We start from the raw sequence: 18,748 nt of genomic DNA, 5'->3' as shown, positions 1-18,748 counted from the left end.
CCACCAATGTAGAAAGGCGCCCTAAAGGCGCCTTTTTGCCGTTTGTAATTCGGGCAGGGTTCGAACCTGGCTAACTGGCCTGAAGCAGCAGTATTATTATTCTGTCGCGATAAGATCGGAGAATGGCGGCTGAGGCAGCTCGGAACACGGACGCGCCGTCCCCCAGGCTCGTTTCGCGCGTCCATACGCGCCCAGCTCCGGTCGCTCTAAAGCGGCCTGAGTGCAGCGCTTCAACTGCCGTGCTACTTCAGCGGCGTCAGGTTTTTCCAGATATGCATCACCGCGTAGCTGCGCCACGGCCGCCAGGCTTCTGCCAGCCGTTCCGCTTCTTTTGCCGTCACGCTACCCAAATTTTTTCGCACCACGATATCCGCCGCCGGAAACGCATCGGGCCAGCGTAAGGCGCGCATAGCTATGTAATGTGCCGTCCACTCGCCGATGCCCGGCAAGGCGGTCAGCCTGGCTATCATCAGCTCCGGCTGCGCGGCTGTTTCCGGCATGCCCTGCGCGCAGGCATCTGCCAGCGCCAGCAGCGTTCTGGCTCGCGTACGTACGATGCCAAGGCTGGCTATTGCTTCAGGCGTGCTGCACGCAACTGTAGACGCCTCAGGCGACAGATGCGTCAGACCGGGAACAGATGTGGTAATAACCTCGCCAAAAGCGTCAGCAAAGCGCCCGCCAAGCGTTGTGGCTGCCTTTACCGTAATCTGCTGGCCCAGTACGGCCCGCACCATCATTTCAAAGCTATCGAAAGCGCCAGGCACGCGCAGGCCGGGGTTTTTCAGCAGGCTTTCGCTCAATAAAGGATCCTGACCAAGATGCTCCGCAACGATCTGCGGATGCGCATCCAAATCGAATAAATTTCGCAGCCGCAGAAGCAAAGCAGACAAAACCGGCGCGAGTGAATGCGTAAAGGTTACCTGAAGCGAGTTTCCTGTGTGGATGACGCGGATCCAGCCCCGATGCGCGCCCAGACGCACCGTACGGGCATAGCTGACGTCATCGACCGCTTCCACGCCTTTTAGCGCGCGCAGGCGAAGAAAATCCAGCAGGGCCACCCAGTCAAAAGGGGGGCGGTAATGCAGTAACAGCGTCGAGGTATCGCTATCCGCAGGTATCTGTTTGCGCAGGCGGCCGGGCGGCATCCGGTAGCGCTTGCTAAAGGCATCGTTGAAGCGGCGCAGGCTGGCAAAACCGCTGGCCAGCGCAATTTCCGTCACCGGCAGCGTGGTTTCAGTCAGCAGCTGTTTTGCCAGCAGCAGCCGGCGAGTCTGCTTTAGCTCCAGCGGCGATACGCCCAGTTCTTTATGCACAATGCGCCGCAGCTGCCGCAGGCTGACAGAATAACGGGCCGCCAGCGTTTCCAGACTGGCGTCTTCTTCCAGCACGCCCTCGGCAATATGCTGGATAAGGCTGTCCGCAATACGTCTGCCGTTATCAATAGGCGCATTGCCGGGTGCCAGTTCAGGCCGACAGCGCAGGCAAGGGCGGAAATGCGCTTTTTCGGCGGCGGCAGCGCTGTCAAAGAACAGACAATTTTTCGCCAGCGGCGCCTTTACGGGACAGACCGGGCGACAGTAAATCCCCGTCGAGATCACGCCTACATAGAACACGCCATCGAAACGGCTGTCGCGCGAGGTAAGCGCAAGGTACGCGATTTTTGCATCAATCATCATCTTTTCCCGTCAGGCAACCTGTCTGGCAGAGTAGGCCGCTTTTCGATGCCGTGCCAGCCATTTTCGGACAGCTAACTATTTCAGATCGATGACCGAAAACGGCTGGCAACTCGGGCCGTTACGCGGATAATTACTGTCCGTAGCACGGAGGAGGAGGAAATAAGATGAGTCATTTTTACACGCTTATGCCGTCGCCGGTCGGCACGTTAAAACTGATTGCCAGCGATAAAGGGCTTGCAGCCGTACTGTGGGAAAACGAAGATCCCAGGCGTTACCGACTTCCCGAGCTGTTGCGGGAAGGATCGCATCCGATTTTGCTGGAAACGGCGCGCCAGCTTTCGGAATATTTTGCCGGCAAACGCAGGCAGTTCGCGCTGCCGCTTGATTTTGTCGGCACGGAATTTCAGAAAAAAGTCTGGGCCGCGCTGGTGGCGATCCCCTTTGGCGAAACCCGCAGCTATCGGGAGATTGCCTGCGAGATTGGGCATCCAGCCGCAGTACGCGCGGTAGGCGCGGCTAACGGCAAAAATCCCGTATCGATTATTGCGCCCTGCCATCGGGTGATCGGCGCCAACGGCAAGCTGACCGGTTTTGCCGGTGGGCTTGAGGTTAAGGCTTATTTACTGAAGCTGGAGGCGACGGATAACTTCCAGCTTCGTTAAGGGCAGCAAATAATCCGCGACAGCGGTGAAAGTTTCGGCTATCTTGTTTAGCATATAAAACAAGCCGGGCGGATAAGCGCGTAACGAACGTTATGGCCGCCACTCTGGTTAAGTGCACAAAACGAGAGCCGTGTGATGAGCCTGATGTTCGATCCCGAAACCGCTGTCTATCCTTTTCCGCCTAAGCCTGCCCGCTTAACGCCTGATGAAAAGCAATTTTATCGCAGCAAAATCAAAAGGCTGCTGAAAGAACGCGATGCAGTGATGGTCGCGCATTACTATACCGATCCGGAAATCCAGGCGCTGGCGGAAGAGACCGGCGGCTGCGTGGCGGATTCGCTGGAGATGGCGCGCTTTGGCAGCCAGCATCCTGCCTCCACGCTGCTGGTGGCGGGCGTACGTTTTATGGGCGAAACCGCAAAAATACTCAGCCCGGAAAAAACCATTCTGATGCCGACGCTTCAGGCGGAATGCTCGCTGGATTTGGGCTGTCCGATTGACGAATTCACCCGGTTTTGCGATGCGCATCCCGATCGTACCGTTGTCGTGTATGCCAACACTTCCGCAGCGGTAAAAGCGCGCGCGGACTGGGTAGTGACCTCCAGCATCGCCGTTGAACTGATTGAACACCTTGACGGTCTGGGGGAAAAAATTATTTGGGCGCCGGATCGCCATCTTGGCCGCTACGTTACCCGCCAGACCGGCGCGGATATTCTGTGCTGGCAAGGGGCCTGTATCGTCCATGACGAATTCAAAACCCAGGCGCTGGCGCGGATGAAAGCGCTCTATCCCGATGCGGCGGTACTGGTGCACCCTGAGTCGCCGCAGGCCATTGTCGAGCTGGCCGATGCAGTAGGCTCAACCAGCCAGCTGATTCAGGCGGCGAAAACGCTGCCGCAGCGGCAAATGATTGTGGCAACCGATCGCGGTATCTTTTACAAAATGCAGCAGGCCTGCCCGGACAAAGAGCTGCTGGAAGCGCCAACGGCGGGCGAGGGCGCAACCTGCCGCACCTGCGCGCACTGTCCGTGGATGGCGATGAACGGGCTACAGGCTATTGCAGAAGGGCTGGAGCACGGCGGCAGCGAACATGAAATTAACGTTGATGCGGCGCTGCGCGAAGGCGCGTTACGGCCGCTGGATCGTATGCTAACCTTTGCTGCATCATTAAAATAACGCCCGTTTTCAGCTACAAGGTGCCAATATGGATTTTTTCAGCACGCAAAATATTCTGGTTCACATCCCTGTAGGGGCGGGCGGCTACGACCTCTCCTGGATTGAAGCGATCGGCACGCTGGCGGGTTTGCTCTGTATCTGGCTCGCCAGCCTTGAAAAAAACATCAACTACGTTTTTGGTTTGATCAACGTCACGCTCTTCGCGGCGATCTTTTTCCAGATCCAGCTTTATGCCAGCCTGCTGCTGCAGCTCTTTTTCTTCGGCGCTAACGTTTACGGCTGGTATGCATGGACGCGGCAGACCACCGACAACCAGCAGGCGCTGCAAATTCGCTGGCTGGGCCTGCCAAAAGCCCTTGGCTGGGCGCTGTTCAGCGTGGTGGCGATTGCCCTGATGACCCTGTATATCAACCCGGTTTTTGGCTGGCTGACGGAAGTCGCCGTTAAGCTGATGCAGACGCTGGGACTGGCGGTGGCGATGCCGCAGCTTCAGCCGGACGCTTTCCCGTTCTGGGATTCCTGTCTGCTGGTGCTGTCGGTGGTGGCGATGATTTTAATGACGCGGAAATATGTCGAAAACTGGCTGCTGTGGGTGGTGATTGATGTGATTAGCGTGATGATCTTCGCTCGTCAGGGGGTTTATGCAATGTCGCTGGAATATGCCATTCTGACGTTAATTGCGCTGAACGGCTCGTGGCTCTGGATTAAAAGCGCCCGCAGGCAGGCGCTGGCTTAATCAGTGATGATGGTGGGCATGGTCGTGCCCGCTTTTTCCCCATGACAGCTCGCAGTCGCCATCGTCACAGCTCTGGTATTCCATCTGCACCGTGGCGTGCTCGATCTGATAGTGCTCGTGCAGGTAGTCATGAATACGGTGCAGCAGGGCGTCGTGATCGTAAGGCGGGATCACCTGCGTATGCAGCGTGATCACCGGCTTTTCGCCCACCAGCCACAGGTGAACGTGGTGCACGTTGCGTACCTCAGGAATATCACGCGTTAACGCCCGCTTCAGCTTCTCCACGTCCAGCTGCGGCGGCGTCCCTTCCAGCAGTTCATGAAAACTCTCTTTCAGCAGCGCCCAGGCGCTGCGCAGCACCAGCACCGCCACCAGCAGCGACAGGATCGGGTCGATGGGCGTCCAGCCGGTAAACATAATAATCAGCGCGGCAGCAATGGCGCCGACGGAACCCAGCAGATCGCCCAGCACGTGCAGCGCGGCGGCGCGAACGTTAATGTTCTTCTCTTCGCTACCGTGATGCAGCAGCCAGAAAGAGAGCAGGTTCGCCAGCAGGCCCGCTACGGCAATGCCCAGCATAAAGCCACCGGCCACGGGTTCGGGATGCATAAAGCGCTGGACGGCTTCCCAGACGATCAGCGCGGTAATCACGATCAAAGCGATAGCATTGATAAACGCGGCCAGCGTAGTCAGCCGCAGCAGACCGAAAGTGTGGCGTGCGTTTGGCTTGCGGCTGGCGAACTGCACGGCCAGCAGTGCCATCAGCAGCGCGGCGGCGTCCGTGAGCATGTGTCCGGCATCGGCCAGCAGCGCCAGCGAGCCGGAAAGCAGGCCGCCAACAACTTCCGCGACCATAAAAACAGCCGTGACCAGAAAGGCGGCCAGTAAACGATTGCGGTTTCCGCCGCTATGAGAATGCGAATGCGCCATAAGTATCCATCTTTTCAATAAACCTGCTTTATCATAACAAGGAATGGAGCATGCCCGTGACGGGCTTTTTTATTGTGAATGCGCTGGGGCGGCCAATAAAAAAAGGAGAGCCTCAGCTCTCCTTTTGTCATCCGCGGCTAACTTACTGCGAGGTGCCGTCGGTTTTTCTGTCAGTGCCCGGGCCTACTTTCTGGTTAATGTCAGGACATTTACCGTCTTTGCACTGGGTATTTTTATCGATCTCATCCGCGGTCATTTTCTTTTTAGCGTGATGGGTCGTTTTGTGCGTGGTATCGGCAGTGGCGTCGCCGGTATTATTGATATGGCTGTTATCAACGTTGTTCGGCGCAATATTCTGTTTTGCGCTGCCCGCTGCGGCCCCGGCGTCTGCCGCCTGGTTAGCGGTACCGTTGTTGCTGCCCGCCGCCATGGCGGAAGCGCTACCCAGAGTCATTGCTGCTGTCAGGAAAACGATTGCAAACTTTTTCATCATCTTACTCCGTTAATTTTTTTTGCGTCTTGGCGAACCAAACCCTGCTAAAAAAGCGGTTTGCATAAAGTGGAAGAGGCAACCTCTCCTTACGCAAGCGATACGCGGCGATAAAGCAGGCGATCCCTGTGCGTTTTTTTTAAGTATTAACAAGTTAAAGTGTAGTAAAAAGCGCGAAAACGGCAACTCCTACTGATAATAATTTGTGCAAAGTCGATTTACAGGCTGGGGTTCACGCGATAAATTGGTCTGGATGCGCCTGGTGTGCAGTACGGCTCAGTAACTATCTGGAAATATTATGAATTATCAGAATGATGACTTAAGAATTAAAGAAATAAAAGAACTTTTACCTCCCGTTGCGCTGCTTGAAAAATTTCCTGCCACGGAGACGGCGGTTAAAACTGTCGCTGATACCCGCCAGGCCATTCACCGTATCCTGCAAAAAAATGACGATCGCCTGCTGGTGGTGATCGGCCCTTGCTCAATTCACGATACCGAGGCCGCAAAGGAGTATGCTGCCCGTCTGCTGAAGCTGCGCGCAGAGCTGAGCGACTCGCTGGAAGTGGTCATGCGCGTTTACTTTGAAAAACCGCGCACCACGGTTGGCTGGAAAGGGCTGATCAACGATCCGCATATGGATAACAGCTATCAGATCAACGACGGTCTGCGCATTGCGCGCAAGCTGCTGGTGGACATCAACGATACCGGCCTACCGGCGGCGGGCGAATTTCTGGATATGATCACGCCGCAGTACGTGGCCGATCTGATGAGCTGGGGCGCGATTGGCGCGCGCACTACCGAATCTCAGGTGCACCGCGAGCTTTCCTCCGGGCTTTCCTGTCCGGTCGGCTTCAAAAACGGCACCGACGGCACCATTAAAGTGGCTATTGATGCGATCAATGCCGCCAGCGCGCCGCACTGCTTCCTGTCGGTGACCAAATATGGACACTCCGCCATTGTGGAAACCAGCGGCAACGGCGACTGCCATATCATTCTGCGCGGCGGCAAAGAGCCGAACTACAGCGCGCAGCATGTGGAAGAAGTGAAGACAGGCCTGGCGAAAGCGGGCCTGGAGCCGCAAATTATGATCGACTTCAGCCATGCCAACAGCAGCAAGCAGTTTAAAAAGCAGCTGACCGTGGCGGACGACGTGGCGCAGCAGATTGCGGGCGGCGAAAAAGCGATTATCGGCGTAATGATCGAGAGCCATCTGGTTGAAGGCAATCAGAGCCTGGAAAGCGGCGAGCCGCTGGTCTACGGCAAGAGCGTGACCGATGGCTGCATCGGCTGGGAAGATACTGAAACCGTGCTGCGCCAGCTGGCAGAGGCGGTGAAAGCGCGTCGCGGATAAGTTTCCCGTACGCGACATAAAAAAATCCGCCTTTCGGCGGATTTTTTTATTGGCTCTTACTTCGCTTTACCCTGATTCGCTACGGCGGCGGCTTTAGCCGCGATCTCGTCCGCATCGCCCAGATAGTAGTGCTTGATTGGCTTGAAGTTTTCGTCGAACTCATACACCAGCGGCACGCCGGTTGGGATGTTCAGCTCAAGGATCTCTTCTTCGCTCATGTCGTCCAGGTATTTCACCAGCGCGCGCAGCGAGTTGCCGTGTGCAGCAATGATCACTTTCTCGCCTTTCTTCATGCGCGGCAGAATAGACTCGTTCCAGTAAGGCAGCACGCGATCGATGGTCAGCGCCAGGCTTTCGGTAGTCGGCAGCTGCTCGGCAGTTAGCGCGGCGTAGCGCGGGTCGTGGCCAGGGAAACGTTCGTCAGCGCGATCCAGCTCCGGCGGCGTGACGGCAAAGCCGCGACGCCACTGTTTAACCTGCTCGTCGCCATATTTCTGCGCGGTTTCCGCTTTATCCAGACCCTGCAGCGCACCGTAGTGACGCTCGTTCAGACGCCAGGATTTTTCAACCGGCAGCCAGGCCTGATCCACTTCGTCAAGAATGTTCCACAGCGTGTGGATGGCACGTTTCAGCACGGAGGTATAAGCGAAATCGAAGGTAAAGCCTTCTTTTTTCAGCAGCTGACCCGCCGCTTTCGCTTCGGTACGCCCTTTATCGGACAGATCGACATCGTACCATCCGGTAAAGCGGTTTTCGTTGTTCCACTGGCTTTCGCCGTGACGTACCAGAACCAGCTTAGTTACAGCCATAGCTTAACTCCTTAATAATCTGACGTTTCTAAGATAACGGAAAGCGAAAATTGCCGACGCAATTTTAACTGGTCATTACCATAGCGGAAATCTGCGCGCCACGTAAGCCTGCCGCAGGCGCGATGCACGTTTTTCATGCGCTTAATCAAAGCGGCGTCAGGCGATAACGCGTTTCTGACTGATACGATTCACCTGGCTGCAGCCAGCAGTCGGGCTGCGGCCATTCCGGATGATTAGGCGAGTCGGGTAAAAACTCGCTCTCCAGCGCAATGCCCTGAAAGGCAGTATAGACGTCCTGCTCGCGAGCCGGGGTGCCTTCCAGATAATTTCCTGAATAGAACTGTAGCGCAGGCGCGGTGGTAAACACGCTGAGCTTCAGCCTGCCGTCGGCCGACCACAGCTCCGCGTCCGGCTGCGTATCGTCGCCGCCGTTCAGCAGAAACGCGTGATCGTAGCCTTTGACCGCGCGCTGATCGTCATCCAGCAGGAAGTCCTGCGCCACCGTTTTGATCTCTCTGAAATCAAAGCCGGTATCGGTGACGTCGGTCAGCAGGCGGTTGGGAATGCCTTCGCTGTCGACCGGCAAATAATGGTCGGCACGCAGGCGCAGGCGATGATGGCGCGCGTCGCCGTGCTGCGCATCCAGATTGAAATAGGCGTGGTTGGTCAGATTAACCGGACAGGCCTGGTCCACCGTGGCGTGATAGCGGATCGTGAGCGTATTGTCCTCTTCCAGCCGATAGCGCAGGGTAACCTGGAGATGGCCGGGATAGCCCTGATCGCCGTCAGGGGAATTCAGCTGATATTCGACTTCCTGGCCGGTCTGGCTGACGATCTGCCAGCGACGGGCGTGAAAGCCCTGTGGCCCGCCGTGCAGCTGATGTTTCCCCTGATTGGCCGCCAGCTGCCAGCGCTGCTCGCCTGCACTGATAGCGGCGTTAGCGATACGGTTGGCGTAGCGGCCAACCGTTGCGCCCAGATAGGCGGTCTGATTAAGGTAGTCGGCCGGCGTGGCACAGCCCAGCAGCGCTTCGCGCACGCTGCCGTCTTTCATCGGCACGCGCGCGGAAAGCCAGGTGGCGCCCCAGTCCATAAAGGTCGCTACCATGCCGCCCGCGTTGCGCAGCGTTGTGATGCGCCACGGCTGGCCGTCTGGCGCATGCGAGTGACTCAGCATGGGCCCGCTCCTTCAGAGGCTTTGCAGACGTAGAAAGTTTCTTTAATGCCGGACTGCGCCTCGTACTGCTCCGCCACGGCCGCTTTCACGCTGTCGACCAGATCCAACGGCATCAGCGCCACCACGCAGCCGCCAAAGCCGCCGCCGGTCATGCGCACGCCGCCGCGATCGCCCAGGCTGTTTTTCACAATGGTTACCAGGGTATCGATTGGCGGCACGGTGATTTCAAAATCGTCGCGCATGGAAGCGTGAGATTCCGCCATCAGCACGGCGATGCGCGCCAGATCGCCCTTCGCCAGCGCATCCGCCGCTTCCAGCGTGCGGGCGTTTTCGGTCAGCACGTGGCGCACGCGTTTGGCGACCAGCGGGTCAAGCTCATGCTCCATCGCTGCAAACTGCGCCAGATCGACATCGCGCAGCGAACTTTTGTTAAAGAATTTTGCGCCCGCTTCGCACTGCTGACGGCGAGTGTTGTACTCACTGCCCACCAGGTTACGGCGGAAGTTAGAGTTGATGATCACTACTGCGATATCTTCCGGCATCGGCACCGGACGCGTGCCCAGCGTGCGGCAGTCGAGCAGCATCGCATGATCTTTCTCGCCCAGCGCCGAGATCAGCTGATCCATGATGCCGCAGTTACAGCCGACAAACTGGTTTTCCGCTTCCTGGCCGTTTACGGCAATCTGCGCGCCGTCCAGCGGCAGCGCATACAGATGACGGAACACGGTGCCGACCGCCACTTCCAGCGAGGCAGAAGAGCTGAGGCCCGCGCCCTGCGGCACGTTGCCTGCAATCACCATATCCACGCCGTTGAAGTCAGGAATGCGTTTTTGCAGGTGCTTGACCACGCCGCGCACGTAGTTTGACCACATCTGCGTGTCATGCGGAGTAATCGCCTCGTCCAGCGAAAAAATATCTTCCTGATTTTCATAGTCGGCGGCGATGACGCGTACCTGGCGATCGTCGCGTTTGGCGCAGGCGATCACGGTCTGATAATCAATAGCGCAGGGCAGCACAAAACCATCGTTATAGTCGGTGTGCTCGCCAATCAGGTTAACGCGGCCCGGCGCCTGGATAGTTTGCGGCGCGGCATAGCCAAATTTTTCGCTGAAAATCTGTTGGGTCAGGGTTTTTAAACTCATGGTTATGCTCCGGTCTCGCGGAAATGAATATCGCTGACGGCACGCAGCCGTTCAGCCGCCTGTTCCGCCGTTAAATCACGTTGGGTTTCGGCCAGCATTTCATAGCCAACCATAAACTTGCGCACCGTGGCGGAACGCAGCAGCGGCGGGTAAAAATGCGCGTGAAGCTGCCAGTGGTCGTTGGCGTCGTCGTTGAACGGCGCGCCGTGCCAGCCCATAGAGTAGGGGAAGGAGCACTGGAACAGATTGTCATAGCGGCTGGTCAGCTTTTTCAGCGCCACGGCCAGATCGGCCCGCTGCGCGTCCGTTAAGTCGGTCAGGCGCTTGACGTGTGCTTTCGGCAGCAGCAGCGTCTCGAACGGCCAGGCGGCCCACCAGGGCACCACGGCCAGCCAGTGGTCGGTTTCCACCACCGTGCGGCTGCCGTCATTCAGCTCGCGACTGGCGTAATCCACCAGCATCGGCGACTGCTTTTTCGCAAAATAAGCGCGCTGGAGATCGTCCTCGCGTTTGGCTTCGTTAGGCAGGAAGCTGTTGGCCCACACCTGGCCGTGAGGATGCGGATTGGAGCAGCCCATCGCTGCGCCTTTGTTCTCAAACACCTGTACCCACGGGTAGTGCTGACCCAGATCGGCAGTCTGCTCTTGCCAGGTGCGAACCACGTCTTCCAGCGCGGAAACCGACAGCTCCGGCAGCGTTTTGCTGTGATCCGGTGAAAAGCAGATCACCCGGCTGGTGCCGCGCGCGCTTTCGCAGCGCATCAGCAGGTCGTCGCTCTCCGGCGCGTCCGGCGTATCGGTCATCAGCGCGGCAAAGTCGTTGGTAAACACATAGGTGCTGGTGTAATCGGGATTTTTATCGCCGGTTACGCGCGTGTTGCCGGGGCAAAGAAAGCAGTCCGGATCGTGCGCAGGCAGCTTCTCCTGAGAAGGCGTCTCCTGTGCGCCCTGCCAGGGGCGTTTGGCACGATGCGGAGAAACCAGAATCCACTGATCGGACAGTGGGTTATAGCGGCGATGCGGATGATCGACCGGATTAAATTTCTGCATATTGAGTCCTGATTACTTTGTAATGCCTGCAAGCCTGAAAGAAAAATAGCACAGCGCGAAACGATAAAGCGTGATCGAGTGTGAATAAATGGAATCGTTTACACAAGATGAAAATTCCTAAGAGGCAGGTTTCAAGGCTGTTTAATCCATAAATTCCTTTCCCGCTACGGTTGAAAGTGGTAGCGGTTACACAGGGCGTGCCGCCTGTCGACAGGGCAGGGGAAATCTATGGCGGGTAAATATCAGATTAATCGGATGACGCTCTGACACACCGGCATCTTAAAACCATCGTTGGTGTTTAGTGCCAACATACTAAGGCTGCGCGAACTATTAGTGCCAACATACTAAAAGAACGAAAAGAGTAGCGCTAACATCCAGGCAGGCGAACGTTCGCCGCTTGTCAGGACGTATAGACGAGGCCCGACCGTCGAACACAGGGATACGCGTGCCGAGGCTCCAGGAACGGACTTACGCCATGTCTACGTCATGCATGGCGCAGTTGGTATATACCAAAAAGTGTAGCGGTACTATACGCGGTTATTCAGGCCGTACAGGGGCAGATAATCATGGCTTTACTCGGTAGAATAATGTCGAAATCTACGAACCAGATATGAGCGACTGTGTTACTGGCCATTATGGGAGTGCGCCTTTTTTTAAAAGCACTAAGTGTTGGGGATGAAATAAACGGTCTGTTCTTAATTCAGGCTACAATCACAAGAAAACAATCATTATAAAAATACAGTATATTTTGGGTTGTCGAAGGTACTCATATGTCGTATAAAACATGCGTAAGGACTGATTTGTCAGATAAGTAAAGCATAGTGGAACGCACGTTTTAAAATTTCTTTGGTACTCAACAAGGCGAGGGTTTCTGATATTAACGCTCAGTTTTATTGAGCAGCATAGAGAAATAAATGGAGATTTTTTATATGGATATGCGTAACTTTGAACAATGCAGGAAGATGACAAAATCCCCTTCATGGACTTTCCTTGATGTATTCCGTTGGAAAATACTTCCTGAAAGATTCGGCGGTGGCAGATCTTATGCCAGAGGTTTTAAAGATACCTGGGTCAAAAAACAGAGTTTGCTTATCAGATCGGCTGCTCTTCGCTATAAACTGCCCCCAGAATTACTTGCTGGTGTCTGCTGGATTGAGGTAGGCGGTGATCCAGATATTATAGATCGTTTTGCTTTTGAAGTTCGCTTCATAGACTGGAGCGGCCCAGTCTGTATCGATCGTAATCTTACTGTAACCTCTCCGCCGGCTAAAACCTCGTTTGGCTTTGTCAGCATGCAACTGCGTACAGCAGCTAAAACTATGGGCCTTAATGCAGACAAGATGAGTACATCAGAACTCCGCTCGCTATCACGGTGTCTTGAAAAAGATGCCTATAACATTACCCTCGCGGCTATGCACTTACGCCAGCTTGCTGACTATGACAAGTTACCCTCTCGGCTCAGTATGAATGATGTGAGAATTATTGGAGCCAGATATAACCGGGGCACCAATCCGAGTCTGGAAAGCATCAAAAAAGATACGCGATATGGTGATTTTATTGTCAAAAACTGGCAGCATTTTACCAGACTGGTCTCGTAACAGGGTCATGATTTTATGAATAAGTTTTTTAGAATTGCATTTATTCTTTTTTATCTGGTTTGCATGGTGCTGATTTATTTATCTATGGTTGATAAATACGATGTTATCTACGATATGGATTCGACTATTCCGCAAGGTTCATTAAATAATAACAGGGGTAATGGAAACGTTTTTGGTGGGCTGGCACTATCATTTATATTCATACTTTACATGGTCTTTTTTTACGTTGAAAAATCCAAAAAATGGAAATGTTTAACAGGCATCATGACGGCACTGATATGTCTGTTTTTCTTCATCAGATAAGCCTTATATAGATTTTTGCAAAATTTTAGCAGGCTTCAGATTTACATATTCATCCCGCGCCCACGCCAGCCAGACTGGCCCTACATACTATGCAAGAGTTGCCCACGTACATCACGCCATGCCGTTACTTCGATGCGCTATCCTTTCTTTGAACAGGCAGCCTGAGCCAGCCTGACGGCTGACCCTAAGCTCGCCTCAGAGCCTGTCCTGCTGATAGCGATAGCCGTCACCGTCCGGCACGAACGTCAGGCGATGGGTGATGCACTGTGGCGCATCTTCAGCATGGTGCGAAACGAAAAGAAGCTGCGTGGCGCCTTCGCCAATCAGCACGTCAACAAAGCGGCGCACGAGCTGGCGGTTGATCGAATCCAGCCCCTGTAGCGGCTCGTCCAGGATCAGCAGAGCCGGATGCTTGACCAGCGCGCGGGCTATCAGCACCAGCCGCTGCTGCCCCCATGACAGACTCTGAAAAGGCGCGTCCGCCACGGCACGCATCCCCAGCAGCTGTAGCCACTGCTCCGCCAGCTTTTGCTGCCGATCGGAAACGGCCTGATAAATACCGATAGAGTCAAAATAGCCGGAAAGGATCACGTTGCGCACGCTGCTGCTGACGCGGTAATCCAGATGCAGGCTGCTGCTGACGTAGCCAATATGCTGTTTGATATCCCAGATGGTTTCGCCGCTGCCGCGACGGCGGCCAAACAGCGTTAAGTCATTGCTGTAGCCCTGGGGATGATCGCCCGTTACCAGGCTCAGCAACGTTGATTTTCCCGCGCCATTCGGGCCGACGATCTGCCAGTGTTCGCCCGCCTGCACCGTCCAGTCAAGATGGTTAAGAACAGGGCGATCGTTATAAGAGACTACGCCGTCCCGCAGCACCACTAGCGGCGTCTGCGATGACAGCGCCGTTTTTGCCGATGCGTCGTCCGCTTCCGGTAGCGCCATCCCCTGCAGGTTTTCACTGTGTGCCAGCTGGGCGACCAGCGCCTCGGCCAGGATTGCTTCGCGTGCGCCTACATGCGTCAGCTCACATTCGGCCAGCACGCCAACCTGTTCGACAAAGTCGGGAATATCGTCAAAACGGTTCAGCACCAGCACCAGCGTGTGCCCCTGCTGGTGGAGCTGCGCCAGAACCTGGGCCAGATTGGCGCGCGACGCAACGTCCAGCCCGTCAAAAGGCTCGTCGAGGATCAGCAGGTCCGGCTCGGCCATCAGCGCCTGGCAGAGCAGCGTCTTGCGGGTTTCGCCGGTCGAGAGATATTTAAAACGACGATCGAGCAACGAAGCGATGCCAAAGGTTTCCGCCAGCTGACGACAGCGTGCCTCATCGCGCACCTCCTGCTGAATAATGTCGGCAGCGGTGCGGCCGGTATCTTCTTCATCCGGGCTGAGCATATCGGTGTTGTTACGCTGCCATTCCTCGGAAACCAGCTTCTGCAACTGCTCAAGCGAAAGACGAGTGGGGCGGAAAGTGTTGACGACTTCGCCTCGTGCGGCGGCAAGCTCGCCCGCAAGGGCGCGCGCGAGGGAAGATTTGCCGCTGGCGTTAGCGCCCACAAAAGCCCAGCTTTCGCCAGCCCGGATCGTCAGCGACGGCAGCATCAGGTTACGGGTCGCGCTAAGATGAAACGTGCCTTGCGAAATTTGCAACGTAGACATTGTTTATTCCATTTTATGCATTATTCCCTTCACTATCAACGCTGAGCGGCGGCGCTGTCAAATGGTGCCGCCGTTTTCAGAGCAGCGTGGCGATAATCACGCGATCGGCATTAAAATGTGCTGTTACCGCCGCGCCAGGCTGAAGATTTTGCTCCTGCGCGCGCTGGTTGGTTAAGGTAGCGCACAGCGTTTCGCCGCCCGGCAGCGCGATCAGCGCTTCACTGTGGGCCTCGCCCTTAATCAACTCGCTCAGTACGCCGTCGAGCTGGTTATCGGCCTTGCTCGCGGATTGGGTCACGTCTATCCACGGCGCTTTTATCAGCACCAGCACCTCTTTGCCCGGCGTGAGTTCAAGGCGATTGGCGCTCTGTTCAGTCAGCGCGGCTTTGATGCGCGTCTCGCCGTTGGCCAGCAGGATCTCAACATGCTGCTGCACCGTCTGCGCGTCGCGCTGCACCAGCGTGCCGAAAAGCTGGTTGCGGGCGCTGGTTTGCAGCGAAAACCGGGCGATGGCGCCCAGCAGGCTGCCCAGCGGCACGTCATCCTGCAATACATCGAACGCTTTCTGCTGAATCTGCTCCAGCAGCGCGAAAAGCTGAATCAGTCTGTCACCGTAGGCGGTGACCTGCGCGCCGCCGCCGCCTTTGCCGCCCGTGGCGCGCTCTACCAGCGTGCGGTCGGCCAGCGTGTTCATCTCGTTAATTGCATCCCAGGCGCTTTTATAGCTGATCCCGGCCATTTTCGCGCCCTGGCTGATGGAGCCGGTCGCGGCGATCTGTTTAAGCAGTTCGATACGGCGGGGATCGGCGAAAAGCCGCTGCTGTAATTTCAGGATCAGGGAAAGCTCAGCCTGCATGGTCGCTCCTGGCAAAAAAGGGTTTCCGGAATTGTACACTGTTGCGCAGGCGGGGCGTAAAAACAGGTAAAACGCACAAAAGGTCAGTGCACTTTTATCCGCTACGGATACAATAACTTCTTTTATTCAGTGAGGAAAAATACCATGCTGGAATTACTCATCGGTCTTGCAGAAGCGATCCTCATGGTTCCCGTGGTGATGGCGATAATCCTTGGCCTGATCTATGGCCTTGGCGAAGTCTTTAACGTCATTTCAAAGTTTGGTCATCGCAACGAGCAGCCTGCGAAAGAACGCCGCTAGATCCCTGCCCGATACGCCCGGCGACACCGGGCGCTATTTTTTGCGAGCCGCCTCAACTTCTCTCCGTTTATGCCGATAATCTTTATGACACCGGTTGTTAAATCGTTATAGTGAAGGCTACATAACGAGACCTTCGGAGAAGACCATGTCTGTGAAATTACGCCATTTCTTGATCGGTGCCGTGGTAACGGCAAGCCTGACCGGCCAGGCCGTAGCGGCTGAAAAAATTACCGTTTTTGCCGCCGCCTCCTTAACCAACGCGTTGCAGGATATCGCTAATCGCTACCAGCAGGGAAAAGAGGTAAAAATTGTCTCCTCTTTTGCCTCTTCTTCTACGCTGGCGCGGCAGATAGAGCAGGGCGCGCCCGCCGATCTTTTTATCTCTGCCGATCAGCAGTCGATGGATTACGCGGCGCAGAAAAAAAGCATTGAAGAAGCCAGCCGCTATACGCTGTTAGGCAACGAGCTGGTGCTGGTAGCGCCGAAAGAAGCGAAATCGCCGCGAGTCACGCTGTCGAAAAACACCGACTGGAAAAGCCTGTTGCAGGGCCAGCGTCTGTCCGTAGGCGATCCCGATCATGTTCCGGCAGGGCTCTACGCCAAGGAAGCATTGCAGTCGCTGGGCGCCTGGTCAACGCTGGAGCCGATGCTGGCGAGAGGCAACAGCGTGCGCGCCGCGCTGGCACTGGTGGAGCGCAATGAAACGCCTTACGGCATCGTGTATGGCTCCGATGCGGTAGCCAGCAGCAAAGTGGCCGTGGTTGGCGTTTTCCCGGCAGACAGCCACAAGCCGGTGGAATATCCAATGGCGAAAGTGAAAGGGCATGATACCGCCGGCGTCGCCGCGTTTTATCATTATCTGAAAGGGCCGGAAGCTGCGGCCGTATTTAAACACTACGGATTTACGCCTCTGTGATATTAAGCGATCCCGAATGGCAGGCGGTTCTGCTCAGCCTGAAAGTCTCCAGCGTGGCGGTGCTGTTCAGCCTGCCGTTGGGCATAGCAGCGGCCTGGGTGCTGGTACGCTGCCGGTTTCCCGGCAAGACGCTGCTCGACAGCCTGATCCACCTGCCGCTGGTGCTGCCGCCGGTGGTGGTCGGCTATCTGCTGCTGATTGGATTCGGCAGACGCGGCTTTATCGGCCAGTATCTCTACGACTGGTTCGGCTTTACCTTCGCCTTTAGCTGGCGCGGCGCGGCGCTGGCCTCTGCCGTGGTCGCTTTTCCGCTGATGGTACGGGCAATTCGCCTGGCGTTGGAAGGCGTTGACGGTCGGCTGGAGCTGGCGGCGCGCACGCTGGGCGCAGGCCGCTGGCGGGTGTTTTTCACCATCACCTTGCCGCTGACGCTGCCCGGCATTATCGCCGGCACGGTGCTCGCCTTCGCCCGTTCGCTGGGCGAATTCGGCGCGACCATCACCTTTGTGTCCAATATTCCTGGCGAAACCCGCACGCTTCCTTCCGCCATGTATACGCTGATTGAAACGCCGGGCGCGGAAAACGCGGCGGCCAGGCTTTGCCTGATCGCTATTGCGCTGGCGCTTTGTTCGCTGTGGCTGGCGGAATGGCTGGCGCGTCGGGGACGCAAAAAGTTGGGGATGCCATGTTAGAGCTTGATATTGTCCAGCGCCTTGGCGACCACACTTTGCAGGTAAACGCAAACATACCGGCGCAAGGCATCACGGCTGTTTTCGGCGTCTCTGGCGCCGGCAAGACGTCACTTATTAACGCTATCGGCGGCCTGACCACGCCGCAGGAAGGACATATTTCCCTGAACGACAGGGTGCTGTTCGATGCTCAGACCAGCGTGAACCTGCCGCCGGAAAAGCGCCGTATCGGCTATGTTTTTCAGGATGCGCGCCTCTTTCCGCACTACAAGGTGAAAGGCAACCTGGAATACGGCATGGCGAAAACGATGCGCTCGCAGTTCGATGAACTGGTAGCGCTGCTAGGCATCGGCGAGCTGCTGTCGCGTTTTCCTTTTTCGCTGTCCGGCGGAGAAAAACAGCGGGTGGCGATAGGCCGCGCTCTGCTCAGCGCGCCGGAAATTTTGCTGATGGATGAGCCGCTGGCCTCGTTGGATCTGCCGCGCAAGCGTGAGCTGCTGCCCTATTTGCAGGCGCTGGCGAAACAGGTGGCCATTCCGGTGCTGTACGTCAGCCACAGCCTTGAAGAGATTATCCAGCTGGCGGATAACGTGCTGGTGCTGGATAAAGGCGAAGTGAAAGCGCTGGGCGCGCTGGAAAAAGTCTGGGCCAGCAGCGCCATGCGGCCGTGGCTGCCGCGCGCGGAGCAAAGCAGCGTGCTGCGCGTTCAGGTGCTGGAGCAGCATCCGCACTATGCGATGACGGCCCTTTCGCTGGGCGATCAGCATATCTGGGTTAACCGCATCGACGCGCCGCTGAAAACGCCGCTGCGCATTCGCATTCAGGCCGCCGACGTCTCGCTGGTGCTGCAGCCGCCGCTGAACAGCACTATCCGCAACGTCATTCCGGCGCAGGTCGGCGAGCTGCTGGATATCGATAATCAGGTCGAGGTGAAGCTGCTGATAGGGCAAAGCGAACTCTGGGCGCGCATTACGCCCTGGGCGCGGGATGAGCTGATGATTAAACCGGGCATGTGGCTCTACGCCCAGATCAAAAGCGTGGCGATCGCCGCCTGACGGGGACAGTTGCCGTGTGATCGTTTCGTTGACGCAGGTATCGCTTTTCGCCCGCGTCAACAGGCGGACACTATGAGCAAAGCCGCTAAAGCACTTCCTGATAAATAGTCTGTGCAATCCCCAGCGCCAGACTGCTGCCGATCGCCTGCCATCGGCAAGGCCGCTACAGCACTT

At 56.4% G+C, this 18,748-nt stretch carries 18 protein-coding genes; 9 read left to right on the top strand and 9 right to left on the bottom strand.

Translation table 11 applies throughout. The features are described 5' to 3' along the window. Positions 1–242: 242 nt before the first annotated feature. Positions 243–1,673, bottom strand: a complete 1,431-nt coding sequence (locus tag QCD69_RS21970; RefSeq protein WP_301253502.1) for a DNA-3-methyladenine glycosylase 2 — start codon at positions 1,671–1,673, stop codon at positions 243–245. Positions 1,674–1,840: 167 nt separating this feature from the next. Here QCD69_RS21970 and QCD69_RS21965 point away from each other — a divergent pair, with 167 nt between their 5' ends. The 3 genes from QCD69_RS21965 to pnuC all read left to right on the top strand — a co-directional run bounded on the left by QCD69_RS21965 (position 1,841) and on the right by pnuC (position 4,250). Continuing rightward, on the top strand, positions 1,841–2,338 hold the full coding sequence (locus QCD69_RS21965) for a methylated-DNA--[protein]-cysteine S-methyltransferase (RefSeq protein WP_253454865.1): 498 nt from the start codon (positions 1,841–1,843) through the stop codon (positions 2,336–2,338). A gap of 135 nt (positions 2,339–2,473) precedes the next feature. After that, the gene (gene nadA, locus QCD69_RS21960) at positions 2,474–3,514 is read left to right on the top strand and encodes a quinolinate synthase NadA (RefSeq protein WP_253461066.1); all 1,041 of its coding nucleotides are present in this window, start codon (positions 2,474–2,476) and stop codon (positions 3,512–3,514) included. A gap of 28 nt (positions 3,515–3,542) precedes the next feature. Next, complete coding sequence (gene pnuC, locus QCD69_RS21955) at positions 3,543–4,250, top strand: nicotinamide riboside transporter PnuC (RefSeq protein ID WP_253454864.1); 708 nt, start codon at positions 3,543–3,545, stop codon at positions 4,248–4,250. Here pnuC and zitB read toward each other — a convergent pair whose 3' ends face one another. Both zitB and QCD69_RS21945 read right to left on the bottom strand, forming a co-directional pair. After that, positions 4,251–5,180, bottom strand: coding sequence for a CDF family zinc transporter ZitB (gene zitB / locus QCD69_RS21950; protein ID WP_301253501.1), 930 nt, complete (start codon positions 5,178–5,180; stop codon positions 4,251–4,253). Between the two features lie 142 nt (positions 5,181–5,322). Next, a complete protein-coding gene (locus tag QCD69_RS21945) occupies positions 5,323–5,673 on the bottom strand; it encodes a YbgS-like family protein (RefSeq protein WP_253454862.1) in 351 nt (116 codons plus the stop codon). 295 nt (positions 5,674–5,968) lie between these two features. On the opposite strand from QCD69_RS21945, the gene aroG reads away from it, so the two are divergent. After that, positions 5,969–7,021: a 3-deoxy-7-phosphoheptulonate synthase AroG gene (gene aroG / locus QCD69_RS21940; RefSeq protein ID WP_253454861.1), complete on the top strand. Its 1,053-nt coding sequence runs from the start codon at positions 5,969–5,971 to the stop codon at positions 7,019–7,021. A 56-nt stretch (positions 7,022–7,077) separates the two neighbouring features. Here the strand turns inward: aroG and gpmA are convergent, their stop codons facing one another. The 4 genes from gpmA to galT form a co-directional block, all read right to left on the bottom strand. After that, complete coding sequence (gpmA, locus tag QCD69_RS21935; RefSeq protein WP_253454860.1) at positions 7,078–7,830, bottom strand: 2,3-diphosphoglycerate-dependent phosphoglycerate mutase; 753 nt, start codon at positions 7,828–7,830, stop codon at positions 7,078–7,080. Positions 7,831–7,975: 145 nt separating this feature from the next. Further along, positions 7,976–9,007 (bottom strand): galactose-1-epimerase, encoded by a 1,032-nt coding sequence (gene galM / locus QCD69_RS21930; RefSeq protein WP_301253500.1) that lies wholly within the window; start codon positions 9,005–9,007, stop codon positions 7,976–7,978. After that, the gene (gene galK, locus QCD69_RS21925; protein WP_253454858.1) at positions 9,001–10,149 is read right to left on the bottom strand and encodes a galactokinase; all 1,149 of its coding nucleotides are present in this window, start codon (positions 10,147–10,149) and stop codon (positions 9,001–9,003) included. The genes galM and galK overlap by 7 nt, the downstream gene beginning before the upstream one ends. Before the next feature lie 2 nt (positions 10,150–10,151). Continuing rightward, positions 10,152–11,198, bottom strand: a complete 1,047-nt coding sequence (galT, locus tag QCD69_RS21920) for a galactose-1-phosphate uridylyltransferase (protein ID WP_301253499.1) — start codon at positions 11,196–11,198, stop codon at positions 10,152–10,154. 914 nt (positions 11,199–12,112) lie between these two features. On the opposite strand from galT, the gene QCD69_RS21915 reads away from it, so the two are divergent. Beyond that, positions 12,113–12,796 carry a hypothetical protein gene (locus QCD69_RS21915; RefSeq protein WP_253454856.1) on the top strand — a complete coding sequence of 228 codons (684 nt, stop codon included), beginning with the start codon at positions 12,113–12,115 and terminating at the stop codon, positions 12,794–12,796. 498 nt (positions 12,797–13,294) lie between these two features. Here QCD69_RS21915 and modF read toward each other — a convergent pair whose 3' ends face one another. Further along, positions 13,295–14,758 carry a molybdate ABC transporter ATP-binding protein ModF gene (modF, locus tag QCD69_RS21910; protein ID WP_301253498.1) on the bottom strand — a complete coding sequence of 488 codons (1,464 nt, stop codon included), beginning with the start codon at positions 14,756–14,758 and terminating at the stop codon, positions 13,295–13,297. 76 nt (positions 14,759–14,834) lie between these two features. Then, a complete protein-coding gene (gene modE / locus QCD69_RS21905; protein ID WP_301253497.1) occupies positions 14,835–15,614 on the bottom strand; it encodes a molybdenum-dependent transcriptional regulator in 780 nt (259 codons plus the stop codon). A gap of 144 nt (positions 15,615–15,758) precedes the next feature. On the opposite strand from modE, the gene QCD69_RS21900 reads away from it, so the two are divergent. From QCD69_RS21900 to modC, 4 genes are all read left to right on the top strand, one after another. Next, entirely contained in the window at positions 15,759–15,914 is a 156-nt protein-coding gene (locus QCD69_RS21900; RefSeq protein ID WP_253454853.1) for an AcrZ family multidrug efflux pump-associated protein, read from the top strand. Positions 15,915–16,059: 145 nt separating this feature from the next. Beyond that, positions 16,060–16,830 carry a molybdate ABC transporter substrate-binding protein gene (gene modA, locus QCD69_RS21895; RefSeq protein WP_301253496.1) on the top strand — a complete coding sequence of 257 codons (771 nt, stop codon included), beginning with the start codon at positions 16,060–16,062 and terminating at the stop codon, positions 16,828–16,830. Beyond that, on the top strand, positions 16,827–17,522 hold the full coding sequence (gene modB / locus QCD69_RS21890; protein ID WP_253454851.1) for a molybdate ABC transporter permease subunit: 696 nt from the start codon (positions 16,827–16,829) through the stop codon (positions 17,520–17,522). The genes modA and modB overlap by 4 nt, the downstream gene beginning before the upstream one ends. Then, on the top strand, positions 17,516–18,574 hold the full coding sequence (gene modC / locus QCD69_RS21885) for a molybdenum ABC transporter ATP-binding protein ModC (RefSeq protein WP_253454850.1): 1,059 nt from the start codon (positions 17,516–17,518) through the stop codon (positions 18,572–18,574). Before modB ends, modC begins: the two co-directional genes overlap by 7 nt. Positions 18,575–18,748 lie beyond the last annotated feature (174 nt).

Source organism: Erwinia sp. PsM31 (assembly GCF_030433775.1).
Lineage (GTDB): Bacteria > Pseudomonadota > Gammaproteobacteria > Enterobacterales > Enterobacteriaceae > Erwinia > Erwinia aeris.
Note: the sequence above shows the minus strand (reverse complement) of the source record. Positions and strands in the feature narration are given on the sequence as shown.